The organism is Microcoleus sp. M2_D5 (genome assembly GCF_036701935.1).
Classification (GTDB): domain Bacteria; phylum Cyanobacteriota; class Cyanobacteriia; order Cyanobacteriales; family Microcoleaceae; genus Microcoleus.
This window is the reverse complement of the sequence record NZ_JAUBRP010000013.1, coordinates 23,040-41,407: the sequence shown is the minus strand read 5'-3', so window position 1 is coordinate 41,407 and position 18,368 is coordinate 23,040. Positions and strand designations below refer to the sequence as shown.

22 protein-coding genes are annotated in these 18,368 nt (G+C 45.3%); 18 read left to right on the top strand and 4 right to left on the bottom strand.

Translation table 11 applies throughout. The features are described from left to right. The first annotated feature begins 4 nt into the window (after nt 1–4). Entirely contained in the window at nt 5–151 is a 147-nt protein-coding gene (locus QUA50_RS07970; protein ID WP_333298570.1) for a photosystem I protein PsaX, read from the top strand. A 211-nt stretch (nt 152–362) separates the two neighbouring features. On the opposite strand, the gene QUA50_RS07965 is transcribed toward QUA50_RS07970, so the two are convergent. Continuing rightward, nucleotides 363–728 (bottom strand): hypothetical protein, encoded by a 366-nt coding sequence (locus tag QUA50_RS07965; RefSeq protein WP_333261246.1) that lies wholly within the window; start codon nt 726–728, stop codon nt 363–365. Nucleotides 729–806: 78 nt separating this feature from the next. Here QUA50_RS07965 and QUA50_RS07960 point away from each other — a divergent pair, with 78 nt between their 5' ends. Next, nucleotides 807–1,424: a DJ-1/PfpI family protein gene (locus QUA50_RS07960; protein ID WP_333261247.1), complete on the top strand. Its 618-nt coding sequence runs from the start codon at nt 807–809 to the stop codon at nt 1,422–1,424. Nucleotides 1,425–1,553: 129 nt separating this feature from the next. Here the strand turns inward: QUA50_RS07960 and QUA50_RS07955 are convergent, their stop codons facing one another. Further along, nucleotides 1,554–2,444, bottom strand: coding sequence for a sugar ABC transporter permease (locus tag QUA50_RS07955; protein ID WP_333261250.1), 891 nt, complete (start codon nt 2,442–2,444; stop codon nt 1,554–1,556). Between the two features lie 59 nt (nt 2,445–2,503). Here QUA50_RS07955 and QUA50_RS07950 point away from each other — a divergent pair, with 59 nt between their 5' ends. The 4 genes from QUA50_RS07950 (at nt 2,504) to QUA50_RS07935 (ending at nt 5,308) form a co-directional block, all read left to right on the top strand. Next, nucleotides 2,504–3,079 carry a GNAT family protein gene (locus tag QUA50_RS07950; RefSeq protein WP_333261253.1) on the top strand — a complete coding sequence of 192 codons (576 nt, stop codon included), beginning with the start codon at nt 2,504–2,506 and terminating at the stop codon, nt 3,077–3,079. A 148-nt stretch (nt 3,080–3,227) separates the two neighbouring features. Then, nucleotides 3,228–3,902: a phosphoribosylglycinamide formyltransferase gene (gene purN / locus QUA50_RS07945; protein ID WP_333261256.1), complete on the top strand. Its 675-nt coding sequence runs from the start codon at nt 3,228–3,230 to the stop codon at nt 3,900–3,902. Next, nucleotides 3,895–4,044 carry a hypothetical protein gene (locus QUA50_RS07940; RefSeq protein ID WP_333261259.1) on the top strand — a complete coding sequence of 50 codons (150 nt, stop codon included), beginning with the start codon at nt 3,895–3,897 and terminating at the stop codon, nt 4,042–4,044. The genes purN and QUA50_RS07940 overlap by 8 nt, the downstream gene beginning before the upstream one ends. Nucleotides 4,045–4,273: 229 nt before the next feature. Beyond that, a complete protein-coding gene (locus tag QUA50_RS07935; protein WP_333261261.1) occupies nt 4,274–5,308 on the top strand; it encodes a class I SAM-dependent methyltransferase in 1,035 nt (344 codons plus the stop codon). Nucleotides 5,309–5,633: 325 nt separating this feature from the next. On the opposite strand, the gene rlmN is transcribed toward QUA50_RS07935, so the two are convergent. Then, nucleotides 5,634–6,749, bottom strand: coding sequence for a 23S rRNA (adenine(2503)-C(2))-methyltransferase RlmN (gene rlmN, locus QUA50_RS07930; RefSeq protein WP_333261264.1), 1,116 nt, complete (start codon nt 6,747–6,749; stop codon nt 5,634–5,636). Between the two features lie 349 nt (nt 6,750–7,098). Between rlmN and lgt the strand changes: the two genes are divergently transcribed. The 4 genes from lgt (at nt 7,099) to QUA50_RS07910 (ending at nt 10,478) form a co-directional block, all read left to right on the top strand. After that, entirely contained in the window at nt 7,099–7,992 is an 894-nt protein-coding gene (gene lgt, locus QUA50_RS07925) for a prolipoprotein diacylglyceryl transferase (RefSeq protein WP_333261266.1), read from the top strand. 120 nt (nt 7,993–8,112) lie between these two features. After that, nucleotides 8,113–8,892 (top strand): precorrin-4 C(11)-methyltransferase, encoded by a 780-nt coding sequence (cobM, locus tag QUA50_RS07920; RefSeq protein WP_333234218.1) that lies wholly within the window; start codon nt 8,113–8,115, stop codon nt 8,890–8,892. Between the two features lie 114 nt (nt 8,893–9,006). Then, the gene (locus QUA50_RS07915; protein ID WP_333234217.1) at nt 9,007–9,843 is read left to right on the top strand and encodes a dienelactone hydrolase family protein; all 837 of its coding nucleotides are present in this window, start codon (nt 9,007–9,009) and stop codon (nt 9,841–9,843) included. A 152-nt stretch (nt 9,844–9,995) separates the two neighbouring features. Continuing rightward, complete coding sequence (locus QUA50_RS07910) at nt 9,996–10,478, top strand: flavin reductase family protein (protein WP_333234216.1); 483 nt, start codon at nt 9,996–9,998, stop codon at nt 10,476–10,478. Nucleotides 10,479–10,867: 389 nt separating this feature from the next. Here the strand turns inward: QUA50_RS07910 and QUA50_RS07905 are convergent, their stop codons facing one another. Next, nucleotides 10,868–11,440 carry a pyroglutamyl-peptidase I family protein gene (locus tag QUA50_RS07905; protein WP_445243145.1) on the bottom strand — a complete coding sequence of 191 codons (573 nt, stop codon included), beginning with the start codon at nt 11,438–11,440 and terminating at the stop codon, nt 10,868–10,870. On the opposite strand from QUA50_RS07905, the gene hisH reads away from it, so the two are divergent. The 8 genes from hisH to QUA50_RS07865 form a co-directional block, all read left to right on the top strand. Further along, nucleotides 11,430–12,065 carry an imidazole glycerol phosphate synthase subunit HisH gene (gene hisH, locus QUA50_RS07900; protein ID WP_333056843.1) on the top strand — a complete coding sequence of 212 codons (636 nt, stop codon included), beginning with the start codon at nt 11,430–11,432 and terminating at the stop codon, nt 12,063–12,065. The two genes, QUA50_RS07905 and hisH, sit on opposite strands and share 11 nt — an antisense overlap. Nucleotides 12,066–12,221: 156 nt before the next feature. Next, complete coding sequence (rsmD, locus tag QUA50_RS07895; RefSeq protein ID WP_333233887.1) at nt 12,222–12,764, top strand: 16S rRNA (guanine(966)-N(2))-methyltransferase RsmD; 543 nt, start codon at nt 12,222–12,224, stop codon at nt 12,762–12,764. A gap of 526 nt (nt 12,765–13,290) precedes the next feature. Then, a complete protein-coding gene (gene glmM / locus QUA50_RS07890) occupies nt 13,291–14,751 on the top strand; it encodes a phosphoglucosamine mutase (RefSeq protein ID WP_333261364.1) in 1,461 nt (486 codons plus the stop codon). Nucleotides 14,752–14,944: 193 nt separating this feature from the next. Then, nucleotides 14,945–15,919 carry a hormogonium polysaccharide biosynthesis glycosyltransferase HpsN gene (hpsN, locus tag QUA50_RS07885; RefSeq protein ID WP_333261271.1) on the top strand — a complete coding sequence of 325 codons (975 nt, stop codon included), beginning with the start codon at nt 14,945–14,947 and terminating at the stop codon, nt 15,917–15,919. A gap of 31 nt (nt 15,920–15,950) precedes the next feature. Beyond that, nucleotides 15,951–17,120, top strand: coding sequence for a hormogonium polysaccharide biosynthesis glycosyltransferase HpsO (gene hpsO / locus QUA50_RS07880; protein WP_333261274.1), 1,170 nt, complete (start codon nt 15,951–15,953; stop codon nt 17,118–17,120). 43 nt (nt 17,121–17,163) lie between these two features. Beyond that, entirely contained in the window at nt 17,164–17,511 is a 348-nt protein-coding gene (locus tag QUA50_RS07875; RefSeq protein WP_333261276.1) for a hypothetical protein, read from the top strand. Then, nucleotides 17,508–17,687, top strand: coding sequence for a hypothetical protein (locus tag QUA50_RS07870; protein ID WP_333261279.1), 180 nt, complete (start codon nt 17,508–17,510; stop codon nt 17,685–17,687). The genes QUA50_RS07875 and QUA50_RS07870 overlap by 4 nt, the downstream gene beginning before the upstream one ends. A gap of 47 nt (nt 17,688–17,734) precedes the next feature. Next, the coding region (locus tag QUA50_RS07865) for a glycosyltransferase (protein ID WP_333261282.1) at nt 17,735–18,368 on the top strand (634 nt) is incomplete at its 3' end.

Genomic DNA, 18,368 nt, shown 5'->3' with positions numbered 1-18,368 from the left:
ACCTATGGCAGAGATAGCGAAGAACCAATTAAAATCCGACTCCGTGATGAAAACGGGCAAATTCCCTTACCCATTTCGCGCAGGCTGGTTTCTGTTGCTGTTAGCAATCAATTTTGTGGTGGCAGCCTTTTATTTCCATATCATTGAATAGTTCTGCAAGTTAACTTTTAGCAGACCCTGCTGTTCTAGACCTCAACGTCGGAGAATGGTAGAGAAGGAGAGGGGGAGAGTTTTGAGTTTTGAGTTGGCGAGAATATGACTTCATCCTTCTAACTAATGACTACTGACTTCTTCCCTCTTCCCTTGAACATCTTCCTTCTGACTAATGACTAATTACTGATGACTAATGACTAATGACTTCTCTAACGATTTCTCGACGCTTCTAGCCTTGACAAGCGCTCTTGAATTTTAATAACATCTTGCTTAGTTTCAATTGCCAAAGTTGCTAAATTATCAAACATCGGGTCTCCAGACACCGTTCTAGGATTGGTGCGACCAGAACCGGAAGGGGAAGGAGACTGCGGCCGGTTAACTCTAGAACCTTGGTTCTGCAAGCTGTAGATTTGTCCCCTAAGTTCAGAAATTTGCCTTTCTAATTGAGTAATGCGAAACTCTAATTGACTTGTGGATTGAGCGGGTGTAAAAATTGGCGCAACAGCAATTGCTAAGGCGCAAGCCAGACACAAAAGACAGAGTTTCAGGGCGCGATGGCGAATATTTTTCGGCATAGCTTTAATAATTTAAATCATACCATTTCTACGATAACAAATCGTCGCTATTTTTGGTCTCTATCAGAAGTATGTCTTATGATAACTAGGAACGTAGCTATTTTAATGTTCGATGATGTCGAGGTACTGGACTTTGCAGGCCCTTTTGAAGTGTTTTCGGTGACATCAGAATTAAGTAAGGGCGATTCCCTTCGGGATAGCTTCGCTTCACGGCATTTTGCAGTCTCTACCGTAGCCGAACATCCAGGCGCTGTCAACGCCCGCAACGGTTTGAGTGTAAATCCCGACTGCACCATTTCCGATTGTCCGCCACCGGATATTTTAATTGTACCGGGAGGACAAGGTACGAGAAAGTCGATCGATAATTCAGCAATTATTAACTGGATAAAAGATTGTGCGCCAACAGCAGAATTAGTGCTTTCTGTCTGTACGGGTTCGCTGCTTTTGGCAAAAGCTGGTTTGTTGGAAGGTTTGGCAGCAACTACACACCATCGGGCATTGGATTTATTGAAAAAATTAGCGCCAAACACAACTATTATCGAAAATCAGCGATTTGTAGATAACGGCAAAATCATCACATCTGGGGGAATTGCTGCGGGAATTGATATGTCTTTGCACGTTGTCGGCAAACTTTTGGGTACAGCACAAGCTGAACAAACAGCAGAGCACATGGAGTATAAAATTGGGAATTGGTAATTAGGAATTGGGCATTGGGAATTGTATAATTTGCGCGTAGGGGCGGGTTTTACCAACTATCTATGACTAAAACAAACAATCTCGTAAACCCGCCCCGCCAATACACAAAGGATGCTACCGGATGTGATATCAAGCATCTTCGCCCCAAACTTTTAATTGTAAATAGACTAATAACAAAGCTACAGCCATCAGGAAAGTTGCCGCTGCTGCTGCATAGCCAAAATCAAATTGCGAAAAAGCTTGGTCGTAAATATAATAAACTAGCAAATTAGTAGAGTTCAAAGGGCCGCCGCCGGTGATGACGTAAACTTGCTCGAAACTCCGCAGAGTAAAAATAGCAGTAGTGACAGTAGCAAATACTAAAGTCGGCCGCAAACCGGGTAAAGTGATGTACAAAAATTGCTGCCAAGCATTAGCTCCATCCAATTCTGCCGCTTCGTAACGATTTACCGGAATTGCTTGCAATCCTGCTAAAAATACTACCATATTAAAGCCTAATTGTTTCCAAATACTGAGCAGAATTATCACTGGCATTGCCCAAACTGTGCTGCTAAGCCAAGGAATTGGATTTAAGCCGATCGCCATTAACACACTATTCACCGGGCCGTCGGTTTGAAACAACCACCGCCAACCCAAGCCAACTGCAACTAAAGAGGTAATCGAAGGAATAAAATAAGCGGTGCGGAGAGTTCCTCGCCAAGCAAACGAGCGATTTAGCAAAACAGCTAAGCCCAATGGAATCACTAAACTGGGAATGACTGTCGCAGTAGTAAAATAGAGCGTATTTTGGAGAATTTGCCAGAAATCCGGGTTTGTGACTAGACGCCAGTAGTTGTTGAAGCCAATCCAACGCACTCCCGACTGGGTAAAGCTGCCGCTGGTAAAGCTGAGGTAAAATAAATAGGCGATCGGCCAAATCAAAAAAGTACCCAGAAACAGCAAAGCCGGCGCCAGAAAAGTCCAAGCTGCGATCGCATCATTATCCAACCAGTTAAAACGCCCAAATTTAATCCGAACCATTGGCTTGTAAATTTTAGCTTTTAGTTTTAAATGGTATCATAATATAGGTCAATATCACAATGAATCTTCTCGATATATTAGCCAATTTACCCACTATAGAAACAGAAAGACTGCTGCTGAGAAAAATTACTTTAAACGATGCCAGCGATATGTTTGAGTATGGTTTAGATCCCGAAGTATCAAAATACACAACCTGGTCAACTCATACCTCGATCGAAGACACTAAGTATTTTATAAAATCGCTGCTAAAAATGTACAAAAAACGAGAACTTGTGGATTGGGGAATAGTTCACAAAGCCGACCGCAAATTTATCGGTACTTGCGGATATGTGGGATGGAGCATGACACACAGTCGCGCTGAAATGGGATACGCGATTTCTCGCAAATATTGGAATCAAGGATATATGAGCGAGGCTGTCAATGCAATGATGGAGTTCGGCTTTCGGGAAATGCAGTTGAATAGAATTGAGGCTAAATGTAAAGTTAGTAATATTGGATCGGCGCGCGTCATGGAAAAAGTGGGGATGCAACTGGAAGGAATATTGCGACAGCATCTATTTGTCAAAGGCGAATACTGGGATCTCAAAATTTATTCGATTCTCAGGGAGGATTTTTTTGCCAATCGGCCATATTAGCACTCCTTATTTCAATTCCGGCTGCGCCGGAAGGATAAGCGAGGACGCGGCACTGCCGTGTCCTGATTTCGGTCGGGTAATATTAATTCCGATGTAACCGAAATTGATATTACAGGTGATACAATTTTGAGAGGAAACTAAAAATTTTATGATAACAGCAAATACCAATTCTAGAGATTGTTTGATTGTTCCCCCAATTCCTACCGCCCAAGTCGAAAAAAATGTTTCTCTTAGTAAGCCCTTAAAACTAGGAGTTTTAGCATCAGGAAGCGGCAGCAACTTCGAGGTAATTGCCCATGCCATCCAAAACCAACAACTCAACGCTCAAATCGCCGTATTAATTTACAACAACCCCGAAGCCAAAGCCGCAGCCAGAGCCGAAAAATACGGCATTCCCTCGATTCTGCTCAATCACCGCGACTGCAAAAGCCGCGAAGAATTAGATACAAAAATTGTCAAAACTTTTCAAGAGTATGATGTAGAATGGGTAGTGATGGCGGGTTGGATGCGAATTGTTACCAAAGTTTTGCTCGATGCTTTTGCCGATCGCGTTATTAACATTCACCCCAGCTTACTGCCGAGTTTCCCAGGAATTCGCGCCGTCGAGCAAGCACTGGCCGCCAAGGTTAAAATCACCGGATGTACGGTGCATATCGCCCGTTTAGAAGTAGACAGCGGGCCGATTTTAATGCAGGCTGCGGTGCCCGTATTGCCTGATGATACCGCAGAAACGCTGCACGCGAGAATTCAGGTGCAAGAACACAAAATTATGCTGGGTGCTCTTGCACTTATTGCTGAATCTAATCAAAAAGATTGTGACTAAAAACCTCACCAGTGCCGCATCTATCCCCGAATTGCCAGTCAGCGAATCACCGGAAACAGACCGGCCGCTGATTCCGCCCAAAAACGGAAAGTTGCGAATTACTTACAGCATATTCCATTTATATGTGGTACACATAATCTGATGGCCCGTGTAAGGTGCGTCGCCACCCGTCAATCTGTAAGTTATATCCAATATCTCGTAGATCCGCACCCTACAGATTAACAGCACACAATTAAGGTTTCTACTGTACTTCATAAACCACCGAATATGCTGTAAGTGCTGCAAAGATAAAAATTTTAGAGTCTTGTTCTAGCTTGCAGATTCAAAGCTGCAAGTCAATCTAAAATCTAAAATCTAAAATCTAAAATCGAATGACTGACTCGAATCGCCTCAAATTAATTCTCAAAGAAAGACTCAAAAAAAACATCGGCCTCAAAGGAGAATTCTATCTGCCTTGCTTGCCATCGATGCTAGACGACTATCTTAAATTACTGTCAGACTTCTTAAACATTCTCGGACAAAACATCGACGCTGCCCAAGCCGAAAACTTGCGAACATTAATCGCCAACGCCTTAGCAGAAGGATTCAAAAATTCCCCCCACGCTAATCTCATAGTCTCCTATTTTCCCGCCAATTCCCAAAGCGGTTTAGCTGGTGGGATTACTCTGAATACCAAGATTCAAGTCGAATCGATGGCCCAGAAATATCATAGCTGGCCGGATATTCGCCCCGAACCTTTATTCGGCAGCCATCCTGATGCCAAAGTCATCGCCACTGCCGCCGAATTAGGCGAACCGCGAAAAGCACCTATTTTAGATGTTGGTGCGGGCCCAGGGCGCAATAGTTTGCCCTTAGCAAGGTTAGGCCATTCCGTAGATGCGATCGAACTAACACCGATATTTGCCGAGAAACTATCAGCAGCAGCCACCGCCGAAAACTTGGCGGTAAATGTCACCCAAGGCGACGTTTTAGACCCATTATTGAGGATGAAAACTTATCGGTACAAATTAGCCATTGCTACCGAAGTTCTTTCTCATTTCCGGTACCCCGAACAAATTCGTCTTTTCCTGGGTAAAATGTCCGATGCCGTTTTAAGCGGCGGGTTTATCTTATTCAGTGCTTTCTTAGCTGTAGATGGGTATGAACCCGATGAGATGGCAAAACAAATGTCTGAATTATGTTGGTCTTATCTGATTACCAGACAAGAATTGCAAGCAGCCATAGAGGGTTTGCCGTTAGAAATTATTTCCGATGAATCTGTGATTGAATACGAACAAAAACATTTGCCTGATTCTGCGTGGCCGCCGACACCTTGGTTTGTGAGTTGGGCTAGCGGGCGCGATTTATTTCCGGTGCAAGAAACGCCGCCGTTAGAGTTGCGGTGGATACTTGTTAAACGCTTGTAGCTAAAATAATAGGGTGCGTCAATCGATTTTAGGTTTTAGATTTTAGATTAAAGAATTGAAGCATTGACCCCACGGATGAATCCGGGGGCTTGTATCCTGGATGCTTTCGGTCAGAATGTAGTTTATCAATAATTGATAAAATAACGCGGTCTAACTCACATCTGGCATCATTTTCAAGAACAGGCAAGATGCCTGTTCCACAAAGACGGAGTTTTCTTGTGGGGAGTAGGGGTTGGGCATCCTGCCCGCCCGCAAAAGGCTAATTAAGAATGCTGCAACATCTCAGGTATAACGCACCCTACGACAATTTTGAGGGGTTAAAAATTCAATTCTCAACCTCGGATGCCCGCAATTGTCCGCAGGCGGCATCTGCTTCTAAGCCGCGAGAATACCGCACGCTAACTGCAATTTTCTTTTCCTTCAAGGTCGCAACGAAACTATTAATTCGATTGGGAGTCGGTCGCTTATATTCAGCTTCCTGAATCGGATTGTAAGGAATCAAATTGACGTGACACTGAAAACCGCGCAAGTGAGTTGCTAACTCGGCTGCGTGTTCTGGCAAGTCATTCACACCTGCTAAAAGTACGTATTCAAAACTCAATCTGCGTCCAGTCGATCGCACATATTCCCGACATTCTGCGATTAACTCACCCAAAGGATAAGGGCGGGCGCTAGGAATTAACTCTTCGCGCAATCTTTGATTGGAAGCGTGGAGGCTGACGGCGAGGGTAACTTGCAGTTGATGTTCGGCTAGTTGGCTGATGCGATTGCGAATTCCTACTGTGGAAATGGTGATGTTTCGCTGTCCAATTCCTACGTCTTGATTCAAACACTTGACAGCAGCTACAACATTATCGAAATTCAGCAGGGGTTCGCCCATTCCCATAAATACGATGTGGCTGACTCGGCGGCCGAAATCTTGCTGTACTGTCAAAACTTGATCGACGATTTCGTGTTTTTCTAAATTGCGCTTGAAACCGCCTTTTCCGGTAGCGCAAAAGTCGCAGCCCATCGCGCAGCCAACTTGGGCCGAGACGCACACAGTCAGCCGTTTATCGGTGGGAATGCCGACGGTTTCAATGATTTGACCGTCTGCCAATTTTAAGAGATACTTTACCGTGGCGTCTGGTGCGACCGATCGATAGTGAATTGTCGATCGCCCGATCGGGATTTTAGCAACAGTCTCGCGCCACTGTTTCGAGAATACAGAAATGTCAGAGATCGATCGCGCACCTTTCTCATAAATCCACTGGTACAACTGCTTTCCCCGATAAGCAGGTTGCCCGTTTTGCTGTACCCACTCCGTTAACTCAGCTAAACTCGCCCCCAGCAAGGGCGGAATTTTACCCGACTCAACAGCCAAAGCAGCAGTCTTGCGAGACTGATTCGCACCCTTGGAATTACCAGAAGAGTACACCTGAGAAACGGAAGTAGGAGACATAGGTCATCAGAAAATTTAAAGCCATCCTCCATATTAAAACTTCTAGACCCAACCTGCCGTTAATCTTCAAAAAGGCGAAGTCTCGATTTCCCTAAATCCCCCTTCTTAAGGGGAGTAGGGGTTGACTTTGAGAATAATCCGGTTCCCCCCTTTTTAAGGGGGGTTAGGGGGGATCTTATGGTGGACTCACAAAGAAAACTCCAGGCACCAATGTCCGCAACAAAGTTAATTTTTGGCAAAATTCCCCAAATATTGCGTGTAAATGACCGCCGCCACCTAAAATAAACTCTGGAGTTTGTTAAAGGGTGTGCAAATTTGACAGCTTTCCATCACAATTAATGCAACTTTTATGGTGCTAAATATTCTTGCGCTGCCCTTAGCGTTTCAATTTACATCGCCGGGCCCGATTATCTTTCAACTCGGCCCCGCAGCCATTCGCTGGTACGGGCTGTTAATAGCTTCTGCGGTATTGATTGGGGTCAGCCTGTCCCAATACTTGGCCCAAAAACGCCGCGTCAACCCGGAATTGTTGGGTGATTTGGCAATTTGGCTGGTTCTGGGCGCTATTCCCTGTGCTCGAATTTATTACGTGGCTTTCGAGTGGCAGCAATACGCGCAGAGGCCAGAGGATATTATTGCAATTTGGAAAGGCGGAATTGCCATTCACGGGGCGATTTTGGGTGGCACGATCGCAGCTTTAATTTTTGCAAAAATTCAGCGAGTTTCTTTTTGGCAATTGGCAGATTTAATCGCGCCTTCGGCAATTCTCGGTCAGGCGATCGGACGCTGGGGAAATTTCTTTAACTCGGAAGCTTTTGGCAGTCCTACGGATTTGCCTTGGAAACTCTATATTCCCCCAAGTAGCCGCCCGCCCGCCTACGCTAATTTTGAATACTTCCACCCCACATTTCTCTACGAATCCCTGTGGAATTTGACAGTATTCGGGTTGCTTCTAACTTTATTTTTCCGCGATTTGCAGGGCAAAATTCGCTTGAAAACTGGTGCTTTATTTTTGGTTTATATCGCAGCTTACAGTTCCGGTCGAGTCTGGATTGAAGGGTTGCGGACTGATAGTTTGATGTTCGGGCCGCTGCGGACGGCACAGATGGTAAGCTTGACTGGGATTGTGTTAGGGTTGGGCGGGTTAGCTTGGCTTTATTTGCTCGATCGACCTTTACCCGATGTTGTCTCCCCCAATAGCGATCGGGCAAAGATCGTTCCGAAATTGCCAGAGGATCAATAAAAAACCCCAGAGAGGTTAGTCTCTAGGGTTCAAAACCAGGGTGCATCTACCATCCCTTACTTCCAACCAAAATAGGTACATCCGGAAGAGTCCGTAAATTTAGCAAATTTTTTAGCAGCAATGAGTTTGACAGAGATTGAAGTCCTAATTCCAAGGGTATACATTGTAGGTGCAGGCCCGGGAGACCCGGATTTGTTGACTGTTAAGGCTCAAAAATTACTGGCTGCTGCTGATGTCATATTATTTGCTGATTCGTTAGTTCCAGAGCAAATTTTGCAGGGGGTGCGCGCAGATGCTGAAGCGATCCAAACTGCGGATAAAACCCTCGAAGAGATTGTACCTTTGATGGTGGAACGAGTGCGCGCCGGAAAAAGCGTCGTCCGCCTGCATTCGGGCGATCCCTGTCTATACGGGGCTGTCGGCGAACAAATGCAAGCTTTGGCCTCGGAGGGAATTGCTTTTGAGGTAATTCCGGGAATTAGCGCTTTCCAACTTGCGGCGGCTAAACTTAAAATTGAGTTGACAGTTCCGGGAATTGTGCAGACAATTATTTTGACGCGAATTAGCGGCAGAACCGAAGTACCGGAACGGGAAGAATTGGCGAGTTTGGCGGCTCATCAAGCGAGTTTGTGCCTGTATTTGAGCGCCCGCCATGTCGAACCAGCTCAAGCTAAATTGATGGAACATTACCCATCTGATTTGCCTGTAGCGATTTGTTATCGGTTGGGCTGGCCTGATGAAAAAATTGTGCTAGTTCCCCTTGACAAAATGGCCGTTGCTACGCGCGAAAATAATTTGATCCGAACGACAATGTATGTGATTAGTCCGGCGTTGGGAAAATCAGCAGAAGGACGATCGCGCTTGTACCATCCAGAGCACGATCGGCTGTTCCGTCAGTAGTCAGCAGTAGGTTGGGTTGAGGGACGAAACCCAACACTCATTTATTTGATGTTGGGTTTCGTTCCTCAACCCAACCTACAGAAGAAAAACTAATAACCAATAAACAAATCACAAATGAAAGATTTAACTCGCAGACAATTTATCGCTGTCACCGCATTAACCGCCGGATTTGCCCTCGCAGTTCATCCTATTGCTGTGGCAACTATTACCACAGATACAACTGGTTTAATAGCAGGTGAGGTGAAAATTCCAGTCAAAGACGGTTCAATTCCAGCCTACAGAGCAATGCCAGCCAGCGGCAGCAATTTTCCAGTAATTTTAGTAATTCAAGAAATCTTCGGAGTTCACGCCCACATTCAAGATATTTGCCGCCGTTTTGCTAAATTAGGTTATTTGGCGATCGCCCCAGAAATGTTTTCCCGTCAAGGTGATGTTTCTAAACTCACCGAGATTCCCGAAATTATTAGTAAAGTTGTCTCGAAAGTTCCTGACGCTCAAGTTATGTCCGATTTAGATGCAACCGTAGAGTGGGCACAAAAGTCAGGAAAAGGCAATACTAATAAGTTGGGAATTACAGGATTTTGCTGGGGCGGCAGAATTGTTTGGCTGTACTCTTCCCACAACCCGAAAGTCAAAGCTGGAGTGGCTTGGTACGGGCGTTTGGTTGGCAATTCTACGGCTTTAACTCCCAAACAGCCGATCGACCTTGCAGCAACTTTGAAAGTGCCTGTATTGGGGCTTTACGGCGGCAAAGACGACGGAATTCCCAACGATACAGTCGAGAAAATGCGGGAAGTTCTCAAAACTGGTAGCAGCGGTTCGGAAATTGTGCTTTATCCAGATGCGCCGCACGCTTTTAACGCTGACTATCGCCCCACTTACCGGGAAAAAGAAGCGAAGGATGCTTGGAAACAGATGCAAGATTGGTTTAAAAAGTATGGAGTTTCATAACAGTTTTGAGTTGTTAATTTTGACTTAAAACTGGTGTCAAGTTTGGGATCGAAAAAGGCAATATTACCGAATAGCCCTTAAGACAGGTGGGTTTGTGGGCCTGAGATTGGTAAACTGAGCGGTGTAGAATTATCGATCGAACAGGTAAGCCCGTGCTAGACGAACAAGCTAAAAAGACCATCTTGCGGAAAATCCCTCACGGATTGTACATCTGCGGTGTCAAAGACGGGGAGGAAGTCAACGGTTTCACCGCTAGCTGGGTGATGCAATCTTCTTTTACCCCTCCCTTAGTTGTCAACTGCGTCAAACAAGACTCCAAATCCCACGCCATGATCAAAGCCAGCGGTGTGTTTGCTTTGAGTTTCCTAGAAGCAGGGCAGAAAGAGTTAGCCCAAAAATTCTTCAAGCAGCAGCGCCGCGTTGGCAATAAATTTGAGGATGTAGAATTTTATCCGGGCGCGGAAACTGGTTGTCCGATTATCTCGGATTCTCTGGGTTACATCGAGTGCAAAGTTGTCGGCGCTGTGGAAAACGGGGATCACACGGTTTATGTGGGAGAAGTTGTGGCTGCAGGCGTCCACCGAGAAGGCAATCCGTTGCTGCTAGAAAGCACCGGTTGGAATTACGGCGGCTAAATACTTGGCAGTTGCTAGTTTCGCACTCCATCTCAAAAACCGGGTTTCTACGAGTTTTGGAGATGAATAACGAGAAATATTCGTAGAAACCCGGTTTCTCGCCCCTGCGCTCAATCTCAGAAACCGGGTTTCTATAAGTTTTTGCGCTAAGTTTGTAGGGTGCGTCGCTTGCTATATCTTGGATAGAAATTGCAGATGTTTGATGGCGACGCACCTTACCTCTCTTTTGTCACTTCGGGCGAGAGTATAGCGGTATGGTGCGTCGCTCATTGATAGTCGTAAATAATCAGAATTCTGGCGGCGACGCACCCTACTTTAATTAGAATAGGAGTAGGATAATAATCTCTACAGAAAGTGATAGAAGAGGGGTATACCCAGAAACCCGGTTTCTAGTCCCTGCGTGTAGTTAGGCGGCGCAGAATTAATAAAAAATCGGTAACAATATTGTCGATATTTTTATCAGTTAAAATTGGTACGTGTACGAAAATACATTTAGCAGCTATTTGAGAATCGCAAATATGTTTTAAAACCGCATAATACAGGGCTTCGCATACAAATTTTCCGGCTTCGTGACTGATTTCTGTTGCGGCTAAATCAGCGACTAGCGGTTCGATATTAACTGCTGTTTTCAGAATGTCGCTATCGCAGCAAGCGCAAGATTCTACAGTTAATTTTTGCCGGCTTTCGGCCATGCCGCAGCAGATAATAGTGTCGGGTTGGAGTTGGTTGATTTGGGCGATCGCTAAATTAGGTGCTAGCTGAAAATCTACTGGCAGTTTCCTCAAAAAAGTCAGGGCAGGCAAAGATTCGATCTGGGAAATCTTGGCTAACAAGTCGTCCGAAGAGTTGGATTTCTGATGGGGAAGCCAAGTATCAAATGAGGTTAGCAGGATTTTCGCCGTCATATTTGTGCAATAATACTGATATTGATAATATAAGGCAAGTAAGTCAATGTCTGTCATTGCAGTAGTGGACTATGACATGGGCAATCTGCACTCGGTCTGTAAAGGCTTGGAAAATGTGGGTGCAGTGCCAAAAATTACAGATTCTCCTGCTATAATCGAGCAGGCTGATGCGGTGGTTTTGCCGGGAGTTGGTTCGTTTGACCCGGCAATGCAGAATTTACGATCGCGCAATTTGATAGAACCGATAAAAAGGGCGATCGCCTCGGGAAAACCTTTTTTAGGCATTTGTTTGGGTTTGCAAATTCTGTTTGAAAGTTCCGAAGAAGGTGTAGAACCGGGATTGGGCGTAATTGCCGGAAAAGTGCGCCGATTTCGGTCGGAACCGGGTTTGACAATTCCCCACATGGGATGGAATCAATTGCAATTAACTCAAGCGGATTTGCCGCTGTGGCAAAATTTACCGTCCGATCCTTGGGTGTATTTCGTGCATTCTTTTTATGTCGATCCAGTTGAGTCGGAAGTGCGATCGGCAATTGTGACTCACGGCAGTCAAAACGTGACGGCGGCTATCGCTAAAGACAATTTGATGGCCGTGCAATTTCACCCGGAAAAGTCTTCGAGTACGGGATTGCAAATGCTGTCAAATTTTGTCAGTCTGGTGAGGGAAAAAGTAGCGGCTTAGGGGATTTGTGCAAAACCCGGTTTGTTGTATAAACCGGGTGTTTATAGTTTTAAATGATATTAGTTTCAATAAATAATGCAACTGTAAGTCTGCACCAAATTCATATTTAGTCAGTCATCCCCAATCTAAAATCTAAAATCTAAAATCTAAAATTGTATGAGCCTGAGAATCAGTGGCAATCGCCAAATCAAAACCCTGCCGGGACTCGCAACTCGCCCTACACCTTCGCGAGTTAGAGAAGCTTTATTTAATATTTGGCAAGGGACGATCGCAGATTGCAGATGGCTTGACATTTGTACCGGCAGTGGTTCGATGGGTGCAGAAGCTTTGTGTCGGCAAGCCGCGAGTGTCACTGGCATCGAACAGTCGGCGAAAGCTTGTGCGATTATCCGCCAAAACTGGGAGCAAGTAGCAGACTCATCCCAAACCTTCCAAATATTGCGGGGAAACGCGACGGCGAAGTTGGCGGCACTAGCGGGGCAGCAGTTCGATCGCATTTACTTCGATCCGCCCTACGCCAGCGACTTGTACGAACCGGTGTTAAACGCGATCGCCAGCCAAGAAATGCTAGCACTCCTCGGCGAAATCGCGATCGAACACAGCCCGGAGCGATCGACACAAGCGATTTCCGGCCTAGAAATTTGCCGCCACAAAGTATACGGCAATACAGCATTAACCTTCTATACCCGCAGTGGCTGACAGGCTCAAACCGCAGCAGCGTCAATCGATTTTAGATTTTAGATTTTAGATTTTAGATTGACTTGCGCGAGACAAATGCTCTTTGTTGAGGATTTTCGAGTTGAGATTTTGGATTGATTCCACGGATAAATCACGTGGCGGGTATCATCAACTCACATCTTGCACCATTCTCAAGAACAGGCTTTCCGGCCTGTTGCACAAAGAGTCGATTTTCTTGTGGAACAGGCCGGAAAGCCTGTTCATAAAAGCTTATTGAGAATGGTGCAAGATATAAGATCGAGAAATTCGCGGTCACGCCTGGAGGCAGAAAGAAACCGGGTTTCCGGGCGTGGGCGCCCCCAGGACTAAAAGTTTTTCCCTTGGATACAATACAAATTTTTCCGATGAAGTTAAGCTTTGTGCGTAGGTTGTCAGAGCAAGTTGCCTCAGCAATTGACGAAATAAATGAAGTTTAGGCTGAAAATAAAGACTTTCAGTTGTAACATGAACCCAAAGTGTGAGTGTGAATATTCCTAAAGGAGTGAATATGGTTCAGACACCTTCGCGCCCTCGTGGCAGCGAGTTTCCGGCTGCTAACTCGGTACAGCCAGTCAAACGCGATACGATTCTGCTGGGAGATAGCCTCCCCCTGCCCAATACCAAACTCTTCGGCACAGACGGCATTCGCGGGAAAGTTGGAGAATTGCTGAATGCACCCCTAGCCCTGCAAGTGGGCTTCTGGGCTGGACAAGTTCTACGCCAAAATTCCCCCAACCAGGGCCCTGTGATTTTGGGACAAGACAGCAGGAATTCCAGCGATATGCTGGCAATGGCACTGTCAGCGGGTTTGACGGCCGCCGGTTTGGAAGTGTGGAATTTGGGATTGTGTCCCACTCCCTGCGTTGCTTATCTGGCAAGCGTTTCGGAGTCGGTCGGCGGAGTGATGATTTCGGCTTCTCACAATCCCCCAGAAGACAACGGCATTAAATTTTTCGGCTCAAACGGATCGAAGCTGTCGCAGCAGTTGCAGGAACAAATCGAAGCGGGAATCCGAGGGGCAAAGGTTCCAATTTCTAGCTTGGGTTGGGGACACCACTACCATCGCTCTGAGTTGGTTAAAGATTATGCCACTTCGCTCTGTGATTCGCTGCAACAGATGAATTTGGAGGGAATGCGGATAGTTTTGGATTTGGCTTGGGGGGCCGCTGCGGGTTTGGCGCCGGCGGTGTTCGCGCAAATGGGGGCGGATGTGATCTGTTTGCACGACTCTCCTGATGGATCTCGCATTAATGTTAACTGCGGTTCTACTCATCTCGACAGTTTGCAAGCGGCGGTTTTGGAACACAATGCCGATTTGGGCTTTGCTTTTGACGGCGATGCTGATCGAGTTTTGGGTGTTGACAACAAAGGTCGAACGATTGACGGCGATTACATTCTTTATCTGTGGGGCCGGCAGTTGCGCGACTCCCAACAGTTACCATCCAATTTAATTATTTCTACTGTAATGGCTAACCTCGGCTTCGAGCGAGCTTGGGAAGAATTGGGGGGCAAACTAACTAGAACCAACGTCGGAGATCAGTACGTTCACGCTGAAATGCAGCGCACTGGTGCGATGTTGGGCGGCGAACAGTCGGGACACATTCTTTGTCCGCATTACGGTATCAGCGGCGACGGTTTGCTGACGGCTTTGCATTTGGCTTCGCTGGTGCGCCAGTCCGGGGAATCTTTGGCACAATTGGTAAGTGGCAGTTTCCAAACTTATCCGCAGTTGTTGCGAAATATTCGGGTGGACGATCGCGAAAAACGCCTGAAATGGCACGAGTGCGAGGCAATGCAAAAGGCGATCGATCGCGCTACAACGGCAATGGGCGAACAGGGACGGGTTTTGGTTCGCGCTTCTGGCACTGAACCGCTAATCCGAGTTATGGTGGAAGCTGCCAGCGCCGAATTGGCTAATTTCTGGACTGAAACTTTAGTTTTAGCAGTTCAGCAACACATCGCTATCTGATGGAAATGGGGAAGTGCTAAAACTTGGGAATTGTGAGTTTTGACTTTTGAGTTTTGAGTTGAAATCTTTTCATTCAAAATTCCTAAATCAAAATTTCTCACTATTAATTTCGAGTTTTAATTAACTTCTCCAAAAATAACGAGTGGGGCAGGCATCCTGCCTACCCTTAACTTTATTTTCACTCAATTGTGTGATGATGATTTCTGTTGTGATACCCACCTACAACCGCGAGCAACCTCTGCGAGAGACATTGGCTGATGCGATTCGGCAAAATTACCCAAATTTTGAAGTGCTAGTAATCGATCAAACTCGCACCCACGAATCGGAAACTCAAGTTTATTTAGAGGAATTGGCAAATGCGGGCAAAATTCGGTGGTTTAGAGTAGATTGGGCGAGTTTGCCGGCTGCTCGAAATTATGCAGTGCGACGCGCAGTTGGAGAGATTATTTTATTTATTGATGATGATGTACAATTGCCAGATGGTTTTTTGGCGGCTCACGCTGGCAATTATTTAGAAAAACCAGATGTGGGATGTGTGGCGGGCAGGGTTTTTGACAGAATGAAACTCGATAATTCTGGAGGCGATTTGGCGATCGAATATTTGCCAAGAGAAGCTATGGATGCTGGCATTGCCTGGTATTTTATCGATTTGGTGCATACAGTCAAACCGCAGCAGGTGCTCTCGGCTAGAGGCTGCAATATGTCTTTTCGCCGGCAGGTTTTTGCCGAATTCGGGCTGAGGTTTGACGAGCGGTTTGCAGGGAGTGCGGTGCGGGAGGAGTCGGATTTGTGTTTGAGATTGCGATCGACTGGCATGAAAATTTGGTACGATCCCAATGCCTGTTTAGTTCACTTGGGGGAAGAGAGCGGGGGCTGTCACGATGTCAGCACGCGATCGATCGAATATCAAGTCACATTTTATCACAACCATTTCCTCATGGGATTGAAAAATTTAACAGCCTTTCAATGCCTGCGATTTTTCGCCAAACTCTTTGACTGCCACGTTTTGGGAAATCCACCTTGTTATAAAAGCACCTCGCCCCTTAAAATTATAACTAGATTTGTTTTTTATATCCTGGGTTTTGTCAGTGCTATAAATACACTAATTCAATCTCTGTGGAATGATGGACAAAGTTACAGCCATCAAGACAAGATTAACGAGCAATAATTACCTATTCCCCATTCGCCTTTCCCAATAAATGAGAATTCTCGTGGCCAGTCACACCTATATTGTGGACATTAATCGGGAAAAATTAAAGATATTAGCCAACCTAGAACCCGATATTGAAGTAACAGTTGTAGTGCCGAAGCGTTGGAAACCAGGAGGCGTACAAAATAAAATTATAGAAACGCAATTCTATCAAAAAGGCTCATTTAAAGTTGTCCCCGTCTCCAACTTCAGTCAAAACAATCAGGGTTTGCTAACATTTGGGACAGATTTAATTGATGTTTTGCATAAAATCAAACCGCAGATCGTTCAAGTTGAACAAGGTTCAAAATCTCTCGCTTGCGCTCAGTTAATCTTACTAAATAAACTGCTAAAACTGCAAGCAAAAAATATATTTTTTACATGGTGGAATCTGCCTTATCAATTGAATTGGCCGGTTTCTGTCTTAGAAAATTACAATCTTCAGCACACCGACGGAATTATTGCAGGCAACCTAGATGGAGCTAAAATTTTGCGGCAGCGGGGCTATCAAGGTGCGGTAAAAGTAATGCCACAACTCGGAGTAGATGAAGCTTTGTTTCGCCACACTGGTAAAGACGCTGATTTATCGCGCAGGTTCGGTATTGAACAGACCGATTTTGTGGTAGGATTTGTAGGGCGATTTGTCGAAGAAAAAGGATTGTTGACTTTAGCTGAAGCCTTGGCAGGGTTGAAAAAAATTTCTTGGAAGTGGCTGTTAGTTGGACAAGGAAAATTGCGGGCGCACCTCGCCGAAAAATGTATTGAATGGGGAATTAGCGACCGAATAATCTGGGTAGAAAGCGTTTCTCACGAAGAAATTCCCCCCTACATTAACTTAATGAACTGTTTGGTATTGCCCTCGCAAACCAGCTATAAATTCAAAACTTTGACCGCGGTGGGCTGGAAAGAACAATTCGGTCACGTTTTAATCGAAGCGATGGCTTGTCACATTCCGGTGATTGGTTCCGACTGCGGGGAAATTCCCCACGTCATCGGCGATGCGGGGTTATTATTCCCAGAAGGAAATGCAGGGGTTTTGCGAGAATGTTTGGAGAAATTGATGGAGGGGCGGGAGTTTGCTGCTGATTTGGGCGATCGGGGTTATCAGAGAGCTATGAGTAATTATACCAATAAAGCTTTAGCTGAGCAGTTGTTGGAATTTTACAACGAATTGTTGTAACTTTTAGTAGTATAATGCAAGTGTTAAATAAAACCTGTGGTAAATGTCTATTCCTTCCGACATACGCTCTTTGGTAGACGAACTCTACCAGGTATTACATGATACCGAAAGCCAAGCAACGCAAGGACTTTTTGCACTTAGAAGATCAATGTCTCTTTTTCCAGAAAATGAAATACTGATGCAATATTTTTCTTCCATCAGCAATTTTGAATTCTGCATAGCAGGTGTTCGCTTACAAGCAGAGCACATTGTCGGCAATGTATTAATGGCTGGTGTGCCCGATGAAGATGTTCAAAAAGCAGGAGATTATTTAGCAGCCTTGCTAAAGATGGCTCCAGAATCGAAAATTATGATTGACCAAGTAGTTGAGAGATTAGAAGCATTGCTATGAAACAATTACCAGATGAAAGCCTACTGCTCGAAATCCTTGAAATTGTGAAAGCTGCGGAAGCCAAAGCCAATGAAATGTATGAATTTTCCAAGACAATGGCTCACAATACTCAAATTACAGCAACAAAGAGAGAGGAAGCTGAACAGCTAGACGGGCAACCTTTTCCAGATAATTAAATTTGTAATGAGAGATGTTGGTATGTGGATTTAAATAACTATCCCGGATGCGGATTCTCCAAATTATCCCCTCAATTTCCCTCGTCTACGGCGGGCCGAGTCAAATGGTACTCGGACTTTCTGCGGCCCTCGCTTCCCAAGGCATTGATGTCACAATTATCACCACAGATTCTAACGGAGATATCGGTCAAGTTCCCTTAGATGTCCCTCTAAATCAACCACTACAACAAAACGGCTATCAAATTATTTATTTCCGCTGTTCTCCGTTTCGTAGATATAAGTTTTCACTCTCGTTATTGCAGTGGTTAAATGAAAATGCGCGACAATTTGACCTGGCTCACATTCACGCTCTTTTTTCGCCAGTAACTACCTTCGCGGCTACAATTGCAAGATATCATCATTTGCCATATATTATCCGTCCCTGCGGTATGCTCGATCCGGCTGATTTGCAGAAAAAAAAGTGCTTGAAACAGATTTATGCCACGCTTTTAGAACGCCCTAATTTAGCAGGCGCAGCCGCAATTCATTTCACAAGTAAAGAAGAGGCTAAAATCTCAGAAAGATTTGGTTTGGACTTCACAGGCAAGATGCCTGTGCCACGGGATTTGGACTTCACAGGCAAGATGCCTGTGCCACGGGATTTGGACTTCACAGGCAAGATGCCTGTGCCACGGGATTTGG

Bases quoted from the DNA above. Each gene is read 5' to 3' on its own strand.
- QUA50_RS07970 (WP_333298570.1), top strand. From the start codon at position 5: ATGGCAGAGATAGCGAAGAACCAATTAAAATCCGACTCCGTGATGAAA.
- QUA50_RS07965 (WP_333261246.1), bottom strand. From the start codon at position 728: ATGCCGAAAAATATTCGCCATCGCGCCCTGAAACTCTGTCTTTTGTGT.
- QUA50_RS07960 (WP_333261247.1), top strand. From the start codon at position 807: ATGATAACTAGGAACGTAGCTATTTTAATGTTCGATGATGTCGAGGTA.
- QUA50_RS07955 (WP_333261250.1), bottom strand. From the start codon at position 2,444: ATGGTTCGGATTAAATTTGGGCGTTTTAACTGGTTGGATAATGATGCG.
- QUA50_RS07950 (WP_333261253.1), top strand. From the start codon at position 2,504: ATGAATCTTCTCGATATATTAGCCAATTTACCCACTATAGAAACAGAA.
- purN (WP_333261256.1), top strand. From the start codon at position 3,228: ATGATAACAGCAAATACCAATTCTAGAGATTGTTTGATTGTTCCCCCA.
- QUA50_RS07935 (WP_333261261.1), top strand. From the start codon at position 4,274: ATGACTGACTCGAATCGCCTCAAATTAATTCTCAAAGAAAGACTCAAA.
- rlmN (WP_333261264.1), bottom strand. From the start codon at position 6,749: ATGTCTCCTACTTCCGTTTCTCAGGTGTACTCTTCTGGTAATTCCAAG.
- lgt (WP_333261266.1), top strand. From the start codon at position 7,099: ATGGTGCTAAATATTCTTGCGCTGCCCTTAGCGTTTCAATTTACATCG.
- cobM (WP_333234218.1), top strand. From the start codon at position 8,113: ATGAGTTTGACAGAGATTGAAGTCCTAATTCCAAGGGTATACATTGTA.
- QUA50_RS07915 (WP_333234217.1), top strand. From the start codon at position 9,007: ATGAAAGATTTAACTCGCAGACAATTTATCGCTGTCACCGCATTAACC.
- hisH (WP_333056843.1), top strand. From the start codon at position 11,430: ATGTCTGTCATTGCAGTAGTGGACTATGACATGGGCAATCTGCACTCG.
- QUA50_RS07905 (WP_445243145.1), bottom strand. From the start codon at position 11,440: ATGACAGACATTGACTTACTTGCCTTATATTATCAATATCAGTATTAT.
- rsmD (WP_333233887.1), top strand. From the start codon at position 12,222: ATGAGCCTGAGAATCAGTGGCAATCGCCAAATCAAAACCCTGCCGGGA.
- glmM (WP_333261364.1), top strand. From the start codon at position 13,291: ATGGTTCAGACACCTTCGCGCCCTCGTGGCAGCGAGTTTCCGGCTGCT.
- hpsN (WP_333261271.1), top strand. From the start codon at position 14,945: ATGATGATTTCTGTTGTGATACCCACCTACAACCGCGAGCAACCTCTG.
- hpsO (WP_333261274.1), top strand. From the start codon at position 15,951: ATGAGAATTCTCGTGGCCAGTCACACCTATATTGTGGACATTAATCGG.
- QUA50_RS07875 (WP_333261276.1), top strand. From the start codon at position 17,164: ATGTCTATTCCTTCCGACATACGCTCTTTGGTAGACGAACTCTACCAG.
- QUA50_RS07870 (WP_333261279.1), top strand. From the start codon at position 17,508: ATGAAACAATTACCAGATGAAAGCCTACTGCTCGAAATCCTTGAAATT.